The 13,705-nt window shown below is 76.2% G+C and carries 13 protein-coding genes; 3 read left to right on the top strand and 10 right to left on the bottom strand.

Going from position 1 to position 13,705, the window contains the following annotated elements:
* Positions 1-56: 56 nt before the first annotated feature.
* Together MLUT_RS19645 and MLUT_RS19650 are read right to left on the bottom strand one after the other, a co-directional pair.
* Positions 57-1,163: a 4-hydroxy-3-methylbut-2-enyl diphosphate reductase gene (locus tag MLUT_RS19645; RefSeq protein WP_010080462.1), complete on the bottom strand. Its 1,107-nt coding sequence runs from the start codon at positions 1,161-1,163 to the stop codon at positions 57-59.
* 53 nt (positions 1,164-1,216) lie between these two features.
* Positions 1,217-2,305, bottom strand: a complete 1,089-nt coding sequence (locus MLUT_RS19650; protein ID WP_010080461.1) for a hypothetical protein — start codon at positions 2,303-2,305, stop codon at positions 1,217-1,219.
* A 192-nt stretch (positions 2,306-2,497) separates the two neighbouring features.
* Between MLUT_RS19650 and xseA the strand changes: the two genes are divergently transcribed.
* Together xseA and MLUT_RS19660 are read left to right on the top strand one after the other, a co-directional pair.
* Positions 2,498-3,811 carry an exodeoxyribonuclease VII large subunit gene (gene xseA, locus MLUT_RS19655; RefSeq protein ID WP_010080460.1) on the top strand — a complete coding sequence of 438 codons (1,314 nt, stop codon included), beginning with the start codon at positions 2,498-2,500 and terminating at the stop codon, positions 3,809-3,811.
* Positions 3,808-4,095 carry an exodeoxyribonuclease VII small subunit gene (locus MLUT_RS19660; protein ID WP_010080459.1) on the top strand — a complete coding sequence of 96 codons (288 nt, stop codon included), beginning with the start codon at positions 3,808-3,810 and terminating at the stop codon, positions 4,093-4,095. Before xseA ends, MLUT_RS19660 begins: the two co-directional genes overlap by 4 nt.
* A gap of 120 nt (positions 4,096-4,215) precedes the next feature.
* On the opposite strand, the gene MLUT_RS19665 is transcribed toward MLUT_RS19660, so the two are convergent.
* The 5 genes from MLUT_RS19665 to MLUT_RS19685 all read right to left on the bottom strand — a co-directional run bounded on the left by MLUT_RS19665 (position 4,216) and on the right by MLUT_RS19685 (position 8,748).
* Complete coding sequence (locus tag MLUT_RS19665) at positions 4,216-4,800, bottom strand: type 1 glutamine amidotransferase domain-containing protein (protein ID WP_010080458.1); 585 nt, start codon at positions 4,798-4,800, stop codon at positions 4,216-4,218.
* Between the two features lie 127 nt (positions 4,801-4,927).
* Positions 4,928-5,845, bottom strand: a complete 918-nt coding sequence (locus MLUT_RS19670) for a PPK2 family polyphosphate kinase (RefSeq protein ID WP_010080457.1) — start codon at positions 5,843-5,845, stop codon at positions 4,928-4,930.
* The gene (locus MLUT_RS19675; protein WP_010080456.1) at positions 5,838-7,076 is read right to left on the bottom strand and encodes a pyridoxal phosphate-dependent aminotransferase; all 1,239 of its coding nucleotides are present in this window, start codon (positions 7,074-7,076) and stop codon (positions 5,838-5,840) included. Before MLUT_RS19675 ends, MLUT_RS19670 begins: the two co-directional genes overlap by 8 nt.
* A gap of 83 nt (positions 7,077-7,159) precedes the next feature.
* Entirely contained in the window at positions 7,160-8,275 is a 1,116-nt protein-coding gene (locus tag MLUT_RS19680; RefSeq protein WP_010080455.1) for a glycine betaine ABC transporter substrate-binding protein, read from the bottom strand.
* Positions 8,272-8,748 (bottom strand): NUDIX hydrolase, encoded by a 477-nt coding sequence (locus MLUT_RS19685; protein ID WP_010080454.1) that lies wholly within the window; start codon positions 8,746-8,748, stop codon positions 8,272-8,274. The genes MLUT_RS19680 and MLUT_RS19685 overlap by 4 nt, the downstream gene beginning before the upstream one ends.
* Before the next feature lie 158 nt (positions 8,749-8,906).
* Here MLUT_RS19685 and MLUT_RS19690 point away from each other — a divergent pair, with 158 nt between their 5' ends.
* A complete protein-coding gene (locus MLUT_RS19690; protein WP_012751027.1) occupies positions 8,907-10,742 on the top strand; it encodes a hypothetical protein in 1,836 nt (611 codons plus the stop codon).
* A gap of 51 nt (positions 10,743-10,793) precedes the next feature.
* On the opposite strand, the gene MLUT_RS19695 is transcribed toward MLUT_RS19690, so the two are convergent.
* The 3 genes from MLUT_RS19695 to MLUT_RS19705 form a co-directional block, all read right to left on the bottom strand.
* On the bottom strand, positions 10,794-12,029 hold the full coding sequence (locus MLUT_RS19695; protein ID WP_012751028.1) for a phosphotransferase: 1,236 nt from the start codon (positions 12,027-12,029) through the stop codon (positions 10,794-10,796).
* 22 nt (positions 12,030-12,051) lie between these two features.
* A complete protein-coding gene (locus tag MLUT_RS19700) occupies positions 12,052-12,972 on the bottom strand; it encodes a hypothetical protein (protein WP_012751029.1) in 921 nt (306 codons plus the stop codon).
* Positions 12,973-13,049: 77 nt separating this feature from the next.
* A complete protein-coding gene (locus tag MLUT_RS19705) occupies positions 13,050-13,676 on the bottom strand; it encodes a GNAT family N-acetyltransferase (protein WP_010080446.1) in 627 nt (208 codons plus the stop codon).
* Positions 13,677-13,705 lie beyond the last annotated feature (29 nt).

Raw genomic sequence — 13,705 nt, forward strand, 5'->3', positions numbered from 1 at the left:
CGGCGTCGTGACGGCGCGTCTGCGGGCCTCAACGAGGGGCGAGGAGGGCGCCCGGCTCAGGCCTCGGCGTCGCGGCGTCGTCCGCCGAGCGAGCGGGACTCGTCACCCACCCGCTTGAGTTCGGCGCGCAGCTCCTTGGGCAGGGAGAAGATGATGTCCTCCTCGGCGGTCACCACCTCGTCCACCTGCCCGTAGCCGTACTCGGCCAGCAGCGCGAGCACCTCCTGGACCAGCACCTCGGGCACGGACGCGCCCGAGGACAGGCCCACGGTGGCCACGCCCTCGAACCAGGACTCGTCCACCTGGTTGGCGAAGTCCACGCGCTCGGCGCGGGAGGCCCCGTACTCCGCGGCGACCTCCTTGAGGCGCACCGAGTTCGAGGAGTTCGCCGAGCCCACGATGATCACCAGGTCGCACTCCGGCGAGATCGACTTGATGGCCGCCTGCCGGTTGGAGGTGGCGTAGCAGATGTCGTCCGAGGGCGGGTCCTGCAGGTGAGGGAACCGCTCGCGCAGCACGGAGACGATCTCGAGGGTCTCGTCCACGGAGAGCGTGGTCTGGGAGAGCCAGATCAGGTTGTCCGGGTCCTCCACCTGGACGGTCCGGGCCTCGGCGACGTCGTTGATCACCGTGGTGTGCTCGGGCGCCTCGCCGAACGTGCCCTCGACCTCCTCGTGCCCGTCGTGGCCGATCAACAGGATCCGCTTGTCCTGCTTGGCGAAGCGCACGGCCTCGCGATGCACCTTGGTCACGAGCGGGCACGTGGCATCGATGGTGCGCAGGTTGCGCTGGGCGGCCTCCTCGACGACGGCCGGGGACACGCCGTGCGCGGAGAACACGGTCAGGGCGCCCTCGGGCACCTCGTCCAGCTCGTCGACGAACACCACACCGCGCTCGGTCAGGGTGTCCACCACGTGCCGGTTGTGGACGATCTCCTTGCGCACGTACACGGGGGCGCCGTGGTGCTCGAGGGCCTTCTCGACGGCGACGACGGCGCGGTCCACACCGGCGCAGTAGCCACGGGGGGCGGCCAGCAGCACGCGCTTCTCACCGGACACGGGCGCGGCCTCCTCCACCTCCTCACGGGAACGACGAACGCGCGGGACCTGCGGCATCCCGAGGCCGACGGCGGACGGACGGGCGGAGACGGAGGGAGCGGACATGCCCTCCATGCTATCGGCCGGGACGCAGACCGGGCCCGGGCTTCGCCGCGGGCTCAGCGCGACGTGACGTCGGCGGCGGTGTGGGAGCGGCCCACCGCGGAGGAACCGTCCGCCCGGGCGGCACGGACCCGGCCACGCCGAGCGGCCCAGAGCTCGGCCAGGGCCAGCAACAGGCCCGCGGCCAGCACGATCCAGCCCAGGGTGGTCAGGGTCTGGGGGTAGGGGGCGACGGCGGCCGCGAACGCCGGGCGGGCGGCCTCCTCCATCTGCTGGACGAACGCGGCCACCCCCGGGGAGGCCCCCTCGGGCGCCGTGAGGTGGACCGCGTCCGGCCCCAGGCGGGCGCCGCCGATCAGCCCGCCGGCCAGGGCGACCGCACCCGCCACGGCCACGGCGAGACCCCGCCGCCCTCGGGGGGCAAGCAGCAGGGCGCCCACGAGCGCCAGCACGGACGCGGCGGCGGCCCAGCGCCAGTGCGCGGAGGCGTCCACCCAGCGGTGCACGGTGGCCCGGTCCGTGCCGGCCAAGGCGTCGATGCGCGCGTCCATGCGCAGCGCGGTGCTGTCCCGCAGGTCCGCGGCGCGGTCGTACAAGGGCGCCAGCAGCGTGTCCGCGGCCCAGTCGCCGACGTCCGCGCCCGCGATCGTCTCCAGCAGCGCCTGCCCGGGCAGGTCGAACCGGTCCTCGCGCAGGTCACGTTCGATGTCGCCCAGGGCGGCGGTGATCCCGGACTGTGCGACGGGACCGAACGGGATGGTCACGTCCGCGCCCGAGCCGGGCTCGTCCGCGCCCTGCGGGTCCTCGAGCTGGGCGAGCCAGGCGCGCCGGGCCTCGTCAGCGGTGTCGGACCAGCCCTGCACCACCTGCGGGTCGTCCGCCACACGCTGGGCCAGCGGGCGCAGCAGGTCCTCGGCCACCTGGGCCAGCGGGCCGGGCACCTGCTCGGGGATGGCGTCGTGCACGACGTCGTCGATCACCCCCGGCACGGCGGCGCGGACCTCGGGGTCCACCGCGACCTGCTCCGTCACCCCGCGCAGCAGCTCCGGGCGGTGCGTCGCCTCGTCGACGAGGGCACCGGCCGTCGCGAGCACCGCCAACAGGCCCGCCAGGGCCGCGACGAGGAAACTGAGAGTGGTGCGCATGGGGTCCTTCCATTCCGTTCCGTTCCGACCCCGTCGAGCGTACTCATCCTGGCCGAACGTTCCCCGGTCTGAGCGCCCCGACCGGGTCGGCGGCGGGCCCGGGGGACGCCCGGGCGCCGTCTTGCGCGTCCGGCGAGGGCGGTACGGTGGGCCCGTGCCCGGGCGGACCGGGCGCGGACAGGAGGGACCCGGATGGACCAGCCCGTGACCGAGGGCGCCTCGGCGGCGTCGGACGTGCCCGTCTCGGCGCCCGCCCGCGCGGGCGAGACCTCCGCCGAGCGGCCGTGGCCCCTGCGCCGGCTCTCCGAGAACCTCAAGGCCCACATCGAGCGCGCGCCCGCCACGTGGATCGAGGGCCAGCTCATCGAGTTCAAGAACAACCGCGGCAACGTCTACATGACCATGCGGGACCTCGAGGAGGAGGTGTCCCTGTCGCTCACCGCCTGGCGAAACGTCGCCATGACCCTGGACGGGACCGTCCAGCAGGGCTCCCGCGTGGTGGCGCGCGTGAAGCCGAACTTCTGGCTCAAGGCCGGGCGCCTGTCCATGAACGTGCAGGAGATGCGCCCGGTCGGACTCGGTGATCTGCTGGCCCGCGTGGAGCTGCTGCGCCGAGCCCTCGCCGAGGAGGGGCTGACCTCCCCCGCACGCAAACGGCCCCTGCCCCTGCTCCCCCACCGGATCGGGCTCATCACCGGCCGCGACTCGGACGCGAAGAAGGACGTGCTGCGCAACACGCTGCTGCGCTGGCCCGCGGCCGAGTTCGAGATCCGTGAGGTCGCCGTGCAGGGCGCCGAGGCCCCTCGGCAGGTGGCCGCCGCACTCGCCGAGCTCGACGCCGACCCGGCCGTGGACGTCATCGTCATCGCCCGCGGCGGCGGGGCGCTCGAGGAAGTCGTGCTCCCCTTCTCGGACGAGACGCTGGTGCGCGCCGTGGCGGCGGCGCGCACGCCCGTCGTCTCGGCGATCGGCCACGAAGCGGACCGCCCGGTCCTCGACGACGTCGCCGACCTGCGCGCCTCCACCCCCACGGACGCGGCCAAGCGGATCGTCCCGGATGCGGCCCAGGAGGCCGCCGGGCTCGCCGACGCGCGCCTGCGGCTGGCCGCGGCCGTCGAGCGCCGCGTGCGCGCCGAGGCCGAGGGGCTCGCGACCCTGCGCTCCCGACCCGTGCTGGCCCGTCCGCACCTGATGGTGGACGCCCGGCAGGAGGAGACGGACCGGTGGCGGGAGCGCGGCCGGTCCGCCCTGGGCCACCGGCTCGTCCGCGAGGAGGACGCCCTCACGCAGCTGCGCGCCCGCGTGCGCGCCCTGTCCCCGCAGCGCACCCTGGACCGCGGCTACGCCGTGGTCCAGCACGCCGGTCAGGTCGTGCGCGATGCGGACCAGGTCGCCCCGGACGACCGGCTCGACATCCTCGTGGCGGCCGGACGGATCACCGCGGACGTCGTCGCGACGCATCGGACCACCCCGACCCCATCCCACGAGAGGACACGACAGGCATGAGCGAGCACGGCATCGAGCAGACGCAGGACGCGGGACGCCCCAGCGGCGTGGAGGGCTTCACGTCTGCGGACGTCTCGGACGTGGCCCGGATGAGCTACGAGCAGGCGCGCGCCGAGCTGATGGAGACCGTGGGGAGGCTGGAGGCCGGTGGCGCCGGCCTCGAGGAGTCCCTGGCCCTGTGGGAACGCGGGGAGGCGCTGGCCGACCGTTGCCAGGCCTGGCTGGACGGCGCCCGCGCCCGCCTCGACCAGGTGCGCGGCGAGGCCGCCCCCGACGCCGACTGACCCCCGCCCCCGCCCCGCTTTCGTTCGGGAAACGGCGGCCTCCGCCCCGCTTTCGTTCGGGAAACGGCGGGGGCGGGGGCCACCGGCCCCCGCCCCCACGCGACTCGCGCCCGACGTCGGTCAGGCGGTCTGGTCCTCGTGCTTGCCCTCGCTCAGCTCCTCCACGACCTTGGCGTTGAAGGCGTCGAGGTCGTCCGGGGAGCGCGAGGTGGTCAGCCCGTTGTCCACGACGACCTCCTCGTCCACCCACTGGGCGCCCGCGTTCTTCAGGTCAGTCTTCAGGGACGGGTAGCTGGTCAGGCGGCGGCCCTCCACGACGCCGGCCTCGATCAGGGTCCACGGGGCGTGGCAGATGGCAGCCACCGGCTTGTGCTGCTCGAAGAAGGCACGCACGAACGCCTGGGCGTCCTTGTTGACGCGCATGGCGTCCGCGTTCAGGGTGCCGCCCGGCATCACGAGGCCGTCGAAGTCCTCGGCCTTGGCGTCCTTCACCGTCGTGTTCACGTCGAAGGACTCGCCGTGATCCCAGTCGGACTGCATCGCGGTGATGGTGCCGGACTCCGGCGAGACGAGCACGGGGGTCGCGCCGGCGGCGATCACGGCCTCCCACGGGGAGGTCAGCTCGACCTGCTCGACGCCGTTGGTCGCGAGGAACGCGACGGTCTTGCCGGTCAGCGGGGCATTCTGGTTGGCGTTCTCAGTCATGGGTCCACCTTTCGGATCGGATCCGGAGCGCCTCTGCGGCGCCCGGTGTCCGTACATCGACTCACCGCGGCCCCGTGCTCGGCAAGGTCCGGCCACCACTGCCCGCCCATCGCGACGACGGCGGCGCTCAGCCCGCCAGCAGGCGACGGCGGGCGGCCGCGACGTCGAAGTCGGCCTTCGGCCAGTCCAGCCCCATCCCCTGCAGGGTCTCGATGATCAGCTGCTGCACCGCCAGCCGCGCGAACCACTTGCGGTCCGCCGGCACGATGAACCACGGCGCGTCCTCGGTGTCCGTCCGCTCGATCGCGATCCGGTACGCGTCCATGTACTGGTCCCAGTACGCGCGGTCATCGAGATCGCTCTCGCTGAACTTCCAGTGCTTCGTGGGGTCGTCCAGGCGGGCCAGCAGGCGCTTGGCCTGCTCCTCCGGCGAGATCCGCAGCATCACCTTGACGATCCGTGTCCCCGCGGCGCGCACGGCCGCCTCGAACTCGCGGATGGCCCCGTAGCGCTCCTCCACCTCGGCCAGAGGGGAGAGCCCGCGCACGCGGTGCACGAGCACGTCCTCGTAGTGCGACCGGTCGAACACGGAGACCAGGCCGGGCCGCGGGAGGTGCGGTCGGATGCGCCACAGGAAGTCGTGGGCGCGCTCCTCCGGGGTCGGCGCCTTGAACGCGTGCACGTGGACGCCCAGCGGATCCATCGCCCCGATCACGTGGCGTATGATCCCGCCCTTGCCGGCGGTGTCCATGCCCTGCAGGACCACCAGCAGGGACGGCACCTCCCCCACGGGCGCGTCGCGCACCGACTGGGCGAACAGCAGCTCCTGCAGGTCGGCGAGCACCGCGCCGCGCGCGGCCAGGTCCTTCTTGCCCTTCGCCTTGTCCCCGCCGTAGCCGGGCGTCGCGGCGGCGTCGACGTCGGCCGGGCCCCGGACCTCGTCCCCGCGGCGGGCGGCGAACAGCTCCCGGGCGGGGGCGCCGAAGACGCTGTCGTCGGTGGGGCGGGCGGGTCGGCCCGCCTCGGCGGCCGGGGTGTCAGCCATGGCGCTCCCTCCAGTCCTCGAGGAAGTCCTCGAGGCGGTCCAGGGCCACGTCCAGGTCCTTCACGCTGGGCAGCGTGACGAGCCGGAAGTGGTCGCTGTGCGGGTAGTTGAACGCCCCGCCGTGCGAGACGAGGATCTTCTTCGCCCGCAGCAGCTCGATGACGAACGCCTCGTCGTCGTCGATCGCGTAGACCTCCGGGTCCAGCCGCGGGAACAGGTAGAGGGCGCCGTGGGCCGGCTGCACGGACACGCCGGGGATGGCGTTCAGGCGGTCCTGGGCGAGGTTGCGCTGCTCGAGCAGCCGGCCGCCGGGCAGGACGAGGTCGTTGATGGACTGGTAGCCGCCCAGTGCCACCTGGATGGCGTGCTGCGCGGGCACGTTGGCGCACATCCGCATGTTGGCCAGCAGGGTCAGGCCCTCGAGGAAGTCGGCGGCCCGGTGCTTCGGCCCGGACACGGCCACCCAGCCGGAGCGGTAGCCCGCCACCCGGTACGCCTTGGACAGGCCTGAGAACGTCAGGGTGAGCACGTCGTCGGACAGGCCGGCGGCGTTGATGTGGCGGGCGCCGTCGTAGGTGATCTTCTCGTAGATCTCGTCCGCCATGAGGACGAGGTTGTGGCGGCGGGCCACGTCCACGATGCCCTGCAGCACGGCGCGGGAGTAGACCGCGCCGGTGGGGTTGTTCGGGTTGATCAGGACGATGCCCTTGGTGCGCTCCGTGATGAGGGACTCGATGTGCTCGAGGTCGGGCTCCCAGCCCTCCTCCTCGACGCAGCGGTAGTGCACCGCCCGGCCCCCGGCCAGGGTGGTGGCGCCGGTCCACAGCGGGTAGTCGGGCGAGGGGACGAGGATCTCGTCGCCGTCGTCGACCAGGGCCTGCAAGACCATGGTGATCATCTCGGACACGCCGTTGCCGATGAACACGTCGTCCACGCCGATGTCCCGGATGCCCCGGGACTCGTAGTACTGCGAGACGGCGGTGCGCGCCGAGTAGATGCCCTTGGAGTCCGAGTAGCCCTGCGCGTGCGGCAGGTGCTGGTGCATCGCCGCCAGGACGGCGTCCGGCGCCTCGAAGCCGAACGGGGCCGGGTTGCCGATGTTCAGCTTCATGATCCGGTGGCCCTCGGCCTCCATCCGCTGCGCCTCCTCCAGGATGGGGCCGCGCACGTCGTAGCGGACGTTCAGCAGCTTGGCGGACTGGCGGATCTGGCGGGGATGCGGGGTCGGCATGCCCCCATCATGGCACCCCCCGGGCGGTGTGCATCACAGTCGAGCTCGTGCGACGCGGGCCGGCACCCCTCCCCCGTGCGAGCTCAGAACCAGGAGCCGCGGGGCACGAACCAGTCCTCGGGCGCGTCCTCCAGGCCGTGGTCCACCAGCCAGTACTGCGCGGCCTCGGCGGCCGGAAGCGGGTCGTCGCCCGTGGTGAGCCATTCGAGCTCCCGCAGGCCGTCGCCGTCGAGGGCGGACATCACCTCGGCGATGCGCCGTTCGGCGTCGTCGTCCAGCGTCGCGGCGGAGCCGACGGCGGTCAGCCGCCCCTCGGGGAGCACGCGGCCGTCGTCCTCGAGCGGGACGAGCGAGTTCGCGTCGATCTCCGGATCCGTGTCGGTCAGCAGCGCGACCTGGGCCTCGTCCGCGACGACGGCGGCGCTCGGGTCCTCGGTGTCGGCCAGCCAGGTCTCGGGTCGGCAGCCGGCGAGCCGGTCCAGGCGGGCGCGCAGGGCCGTGGCCGCGTCCGGATTCGCCGCGGCGGTCAGGGGCGGGGGTGCGACGGCGGTGAGCGACTCGCACCGGCCGTTGAGGTCCGTGATCGACTCGAGCTCGAGCCGGGCCGCGGTGGTCTGGGTGACGACCGCGGTCAGGCGCAGCACGCCCGCCGACGAGGACAGCACCGCCGGGGCCTCGTCCTGCGGTGTCCCCGCCGCGGCCGTCTGCCCGGCGAGCAGCGTCTCCAGGATGCGCCGGGCCGCCGGGGCGTCGGCCGCGGGGTCGCCGACGGGCAGCGCGGTGGGGCTCGGGGCGGCGGTCGAGGCGGTGGGCACGGCGTCCATGGACGGGCCGGCCTCCGTCCCGGTCGGCGTCGACGACGGCGGGGACGGCAGCGCCGCTGCGGGGTCGGCGGCGGCCAGGGCCAGGGTGTCCACGACGGCGACCGTGTCCCCGCCGGCGGCGGACCACGCCGACTGCTCCACGGCGACGCCGTCCTCGTCCGCCACGGCGTGGCCCTGCAGGCGCAGGTGACGGGCCAGGACCGCCGCGACGGCGCCCTCCAGGCCCTCGCCGCCGTGCACGACCGTGATCGGTGTGCCTGACGCGGAGGGCGTCGGCGGGGCGTCCGCCTGCCGCGCGCACGCCCCCAGGGCCAGCGACAGCGCGAGGGCGGAGGCGGCGAGGGCCGTCGGGCGGCGGTGGGCGGGGCGGCTCACGTGTCCACCCCGGCACGGGCGAGCGCCTCGGTGACCCAGGAGGCGGTGCGCAGCTCGCTGAGCTCCGCGAGGTCGAACCAGCGCGCGTCCGTCGAGGATCCGCCGACCTCAGGGCGCAGGACGCCGCCCGTGATGCGGGCGGTGTAGAGGACCTGCACGGTGAGCAGGGGCAGCGGCTCGCCCCGCAGGCGCTTCTCCACCGGGATCGTCCCGGTCGTGACGCCCAGCAGGCCCGTGAGCTCGGCGGTGTGGCCGGTCTCCTCCCAGACCTCGCGCAGGCACGCCTCCTCCGGGCTCTCGCCGAGCTCGATGCCGCCGCCGGGCAGCGTCCACTGCAGGAACTCGGGCCCCTGCCACGAGCTGAGCAGGACGCGGCCGCCGTCCACGATCAGGGCGTAGGCGCCGGCGCGCGTCTGGAACGGGCCTGCGGGGTGCGCTCCGGCGGCGTCCGGGGCGGCGGGGGTGGTGTTCATGGCTGCGGGCTCCTGGCGGCGGTGGGACGGCCCGCGGCGGGCGACGCCGGGGCCCGGCCAGTCTACGAGCACCGCCCACCGCGAACAGCGGCACGGTCCACCGACCCGCGCCCTAGGCTGGAGGACCACCCGTCCCGCCCCCGGAAGGAGCAGTGCCCGTGGACACCCCGCAGGACCCGCCCCGCCGGGACGACCTCGCCGGCGGCCCCGTGGAGCCGGCCGTCGACGCCGCCCTGGACCGGGTGCACGCCCTGCTCCGGCAGGCCCGCGTCACCGCGGCGCCCGACGCCCCGACCGCCCTGGACGCCCGCGGCTGGTGGGAGCTCTCCCTCGAGGCCGCGCTGCGCGACGAGCCCCGGGAGTCCGCCCGCCTCGCCGACTCCGGCCTCGCCGCGCTCGTGCCCGGCCAGGACGACGTCCGCCTCGCCCTGCTGCGGGCGCTCGCGGTCGCCGCGGGCCAGGTCGGGGACGAGGCGGCCCTGACCCGCTGGGTGGAGGCCCGGGCGGCGCTGCTGCGCCACCTCGGCCGGCCCCGGCAGGCCGGGCTCGAATCCCAGCTCGGTGCCGCCCTCGTGCGTGATCCGGACACGGTCGAGGCGGCGGTGCTGGCCGGCGTCGTGGAGGACGAGCCGGGCGCTCCCGGCGAGGACCCCGGGGACACCGCCCTGCCCGAGGCCGCCCTGGCCCTGGCCGTGCACCGCGTGCACACCGGGGACCTGGACGCCGCGCTCGAGCTGGCCCGCCGCGTCATCGCCGTCCTGGGCGGGCTGCGCGCGGCCGGTGCCCTGCTGCCCACCGGCTCGTGGTCCAGCGCGCATCTGCTGCTCGCCCGCCTGCACCTGTGGCGGGGCGAGCACGCCGAGGCGGACGCGGCGGCCGCCGTCGTCACCGCGCTGCCCGCCGCCCGGGCCGTCCTGGCCTCCGCCACCACGGTGCGGGCGATCGCCGCCCACGAGCTGGACCGTCCGACGGCGGCCCTCGACCTGGCGCTCGAGGCGGCGGAGCGGATGGCCTCGGTCGGGCTGCGGCGCGGCGCCGCCTCCGCGGCGGCCCTGGCCGGGCGCGTGGCCGGCGACCTCGACGGGTACGAGGAGGTCGCCGTGGCCGCGTGGGAGCTGGCCTCCGTGCACGCGGAGAAGGCCGAGGCGCCGGAGGCCTCGAGCCTGAGCTACTGGTGGGCGCACCAGCTCGTGCTCGCCGGCCGCGCCGACGAGGCCGAGCCCCTGCTCGCCCGGCTGGTGCGCCGCGAGGCCACCCACGGCCGGGACGTCGAGCAGGCCCGTGCCCTCGTGGACCTCGGTCACGCCCACCACGACCAGGACCGCGCCGAGAACGCGCTGCCCCTGTGGCGGGAGGCGGCCGGCCTGTTCGAGGCCCACGGCCAGTGGGAGGACGCCGCGCGCACGCTCCTGGCCGCCGGCGCCCTCGTGAACCGCGAGCGCGACGAACGCACCCGGCCCTCCGCCCTCGACCTGTTCGAGCGGGCGGTCGCGGCCGCGCGCCAGGCGGTGGACGAGGACCCGGCGGTGCTGCCGGCCGCGCTGCACGCGCACGGGTACCTGCTGTGCGAGTCCGGCCAGGCGGAGGGCCTCGACCTCCTCGAGGAGGCGCTCGCCCTCGTGCGGGACGCCGGCGCCGACTGGCAGGTGGCCGACTACACGGACACCCGCGCCCGTGCCCTGTGGTCGCTCGAGCGGGGGCCGGAGGCGATCGCCACCGCGCTGCAGGCCGCCGACCTGTTCACCGCCGCCGGGGACCGCGAGGGCGCCGCGCAGGCCGAGCTCTTCGCCGCCTACGTGGTGGCCGAGGACGGCAGCCCCGAGCAGGCCGCGACGCTCTTCCGCCTGGTGTGCGAGTCCACCGAGTCCACGCTCGTGCGCCTCGGGGCGCTCACGGGCCTGCACCAGTGCCTGTCCGCCCTCGGGGACCACGACGGCGCCGCGCGCGTGCGGGACGAGCTCGACGCGCTCCGGGAGGGGCTCGGCGCGGACTGACCGCCGGTCGAGGTGGCGGCCCGGCCCGACTGTGGCGGCGGCCGTCGCGGCTCAGAGGCCGACGCGGGCCAGGACGGCGTCGGCGGCGGCCCGGCGGGCGGCCCGCACGGCGCGGGGCGCGGTCGGCTGCGCCGCGAGGGCGGCGAGCACGATCGCGACGCGGGCGGCCAGCGCCGCCGCGTCGACCTCGGTGCGGGCGTGGCGTCGGAACCGTGCGGCCACGGCGCGCAACGCGGCGCCGCCGGCGCCGAGGTCCACGGCGCCCGCCTCGAGATGGGCGATCAGGACGGCCCAGTCGTCCACGCGGTGCCCCATGCCCAGGTCGTCGGCGTCCAGCACGCCGGTGATCCGCTCCCCCGCCGCGTCCACGTGCAGGTTCCCCGGGTGCAGGTCGCCGTGCACGGGCACACGTGGGCCGGGATCCCCGGCCGCGAGCGCCGCGCGGAGCCGGTCGGCCCGGGCGGCGACCTCGTCCTGGGCCTCGGGGTCCAGCACGACGGCGGCCCACGTGGCGTGCTCGAGCAGGACGGCGGGTCCGCCGTCGTCCGTGTCGGCGCACCCGGCCGCCCCGATCGTGGGGCCCGCCGGACCGGGGGGCTCCCCGGGCACCGGCGGCAGCCGGTCCAGCAGCGCGGCGACCCGCGCGGGGTCGAGGCCGGCGGCCTCGGGCCCGGCCAGCAGCGCCCGCCAGGGCAGGCCCGGCACGCTGGCGAGCGGGAGCACCCCGTGCTCCGGCGTCGCGAGGACGGCGGGCACCGGCACCCCGGCCGCCCCCGCCGCGGCCTGCCGCCGGGCGACCCGTGCGGCGCGCGCGGGCGGGAGCACCTTCAGGAACGTGCGGGCCACGACGCCGTCGTCGCCGGTCGCCTCGACGGCCAGGACCGCGCGGTCCCGCGGCCGGTAGCCGCGCCACGTGAGACGGGCCCGGCCCGGCACCGTGCCGAGCAGGGCCGCGAGCGCGTCCGGGTCGGCGGTCAGCGTGAGGCCCGGCAGGACGGGGTCGGCGGGGGCCCACCACCACAGGGTGCCGTCCTCCAGGACCCCGCGCTCGCCCGGGACGGGCGGGCACGCCGCGGCGGGGGCGGCGGGGTGCCGGGGGTCGCGGGCGAGGACGAGGGTGCGGGAGCGCACGCGGGCGTCGCCCGCGCGTCCGGTCATCACGTCCAGGTCCAGGACGCGCGCGAGCCGACGTCCCCGCTGCAGGTGCAGGGCGTCGGCTCGCGTGCGCAGCCAGCGCTCACCCGACGCGCGGACGGCCTGGCGCGCGGCGGCTCGGTCGATGCTCACGGGCGCGTCCGCCCGGCGGGGCTCAGCCGGCCCGGCGCCGCGCCAGGACGTTGTCCAGGTCCAGGGCGGCGATGTCCTGCTCGGCGGCGGCGCTGATCTGATCGTCCGCCGTGCGCGCGGCGTCCTGGAGCCGGGTGTCCGAGCCGCCGGGGGCGGGGGTCTCGAGCGGCGTCGGCAGGGGGCGGGCCATCTCCGGGGCGTCCAGGTAGGTGGGGCGCGGCACCGCGGGGATGGTCACGACGCGATCCGCTGCGGGAGCGGCGGAGGAGGCGGTCACCACCACGGGCTCGACCCGGGGTGCGGCGGGAGCGGCGGCCGGACGCGGCGCCTCGGTCTCGAAGGCCAGCACGGTCTCCAGCACGCGGCGGTCCCGCTCGGGGTCCGCGGGCGGGGCCTGCCGCTCCTCGACCGCCGGGGCGGCGGGGCGCTCCGGGGCGACGACGGCGGCCGGCCGGGCGCGTCGGGTGCAGTCGCGGACCGCGAGGGCCCGCAGTCCGGCCAGCCCGGCCGCGGCGAACAGGAGCGACCAGCCGGCCAGGGACAGCGTGCCCGCGCCGAACGCCGCGGCGACCCCGGCCACGAGGAACACGAGCAGGGCCACGAGGGCGGTGAGGAACAGCGCCGTGCGCCCCCACCGGATGCGCAGGCCGGTCCGGCCGCGGGCGGTGCGCGCCGCGTCGGCGGCGGCGCTCAGGCGGCCCGAGAACCGGGCGCTCAGGGCACGGACGGCGGGCGAGCTCTGCAGGCGGTGCATGAAGGACCTCGGCATCGACGGGCGGGCGGGGGCGGACGCGAGACGATGGCGGCGCAGCACGAGCCGCCAGGCCAGGAAGGCCACGAGGGCCACGAGGGCCACCATGACCAGCGACGCGCTCACCCGGGCGTCGGCCAGCGCGTCGAGCGCGGCCTGCACAGCCGTCGTCGGCGCGGTGGTCTCGTCCATGCGGTCAGCCTAGCGCCGGGGGCGGACCGGTCCGGCCATGGGGGCGTGTCCGCACTCGGCGTGTCCCGCCGGGCCGCTCAGGGGCGCGGCCGAGAGGCCAGCCACCGGACCAGCAGGCCGTCGGGGACCTCCTCGGCGGTCACCGCGAACGTCCGGTGGTCCCGCCAGGCGCCGTCCACGTGCAGGTACGCGCGCCGCAGGCCCTCGTCGCGCAGGCCGAGCTTCGCCACGACCCGCAGGCTGGCCGCGTTCTCCGGGCGGATGTTGACCTCGACCCGGTGCAGACCGGCGCTGCGGAACGCCCAGTCCGTCGCCATGGCCACGGCCGTCGGCGTCAGCCCCCGGCCGGCTTCGCGACGGTCGATCCAGTAGCCGATCGAGCCGGAGAGCACCGAGCCGTACTGGATCCCGCCCAGGGACAGCAGCCCCACCAGGCGGTCCCGGTCCGGGCGGTCGTCGTCGAGGACCACGCCCCACGTGTAGGCGCTGCCGTCCCGGCCCTGGCGGCCGTGCCAGCGGACCATCTGCCCGAACGACGCCGGGCCCGCGCCCGGCACGGGGCTCGTGGCGTCCCACGGCGTCAGCCACTCCCGGTTGTGCGTCCGCTGCTCCTCCCACGCCTCCCGGTCCCGCCGCCGCAGCGGCCGCAGGGCGAGGGTGCCGTGCCGCAGGGTCACGGGCCAGGGGGAACGCTGCCAGGACATGGCGTCGATCCTATGCGCGGCCGGGCGCG

It is taken from the genome of Micrococcus luteus NCTC 2665, assembly GCF_000023205.1.
In the GTDB taxonomy this organism is placed as follows: domain Bacteria; phylum Actinomycetota; class Actinomycetes; order Actinomycetales; family Micrococcaceae; genus Micrococcus; species Micrococcus luteus.

Excerpts from the sequence above, each read along its gene's own strand:
- MLUT_RS19705 (WP_010080446.1), bottom strand. The coding sequence starts at position 13,676 with ATGTCCTGGCAGCGTTCCCCCTGGCCCGTGACCCTGCGGCACGGCACC.
- xseA (WP_010080460.1), top strand. The coding sequence starts at position 2,498 with ATGGACCAGCCCGTGACCGAGGGCGCCTCGGCGGCGTCGGACGTGCCC.
- MLUT_RS19665 (WP_010080458.1), bottom strand. The coding sequence starts at position 4,800 with ATGACTGAGAACGCCAACCAGAATGCCCCGCTGACCGGCAAGACCGTC.
- MLUT_RS19650 (WP_010080461.1), bottom strand. The coding sequence starts at position 2,305 with ATGCGCACCACTCTCAGTTTCCTCGTCGCGGCCCTGGCGGGCCTGTTG.
- MLUT_RS19700 (WP_012751029.1), bottom strand. The coding sequence starts at position 12,972 with ATGGACGAGACCACCGCGCCGACGACGGCTGTGCAGGCCGCGCTCGAC.
- MLUT_RS19645 (WP_010080462.1), bottom strand. The coding sequence starts at position 1,163 with ATGTCCGCTCCCTCCGTCTCCGCCCGTCCGTCCGCCGTCGGCCTCGGG.
- MLUT_RS19685 (WP_010080454.1), bottom strand. The coding sequence starts at position 8,748 with ATGAACACCACCCCCGCCGCCCCGGACGCCGCCGGAGCGCACCCCGCA.
- MLUT_RS19660 (WP_010080459.1), top strand. The coding sequence starts at position 3,808 with ATGAGCGAGCACGGCATCGAGCAGACGCAGGACGCGGGACGCCCCAGC.
- MLUT_RS19670 (WP_010080457.1), bottom strand. The coding sequence starts at position 5,845 with ATGGCTGACACCCCGGCCGCCGAGGCGGGCCGACCCGCCCGCCCCACC.
- MLUT_RS19675 (WP_010080456.1), bottom strand. The coding sequence starts at position 7,076 with ATGCCGACCCCGCATCCCCGCCAGATCCGCCAGTCCGCCAAGCTGCTG.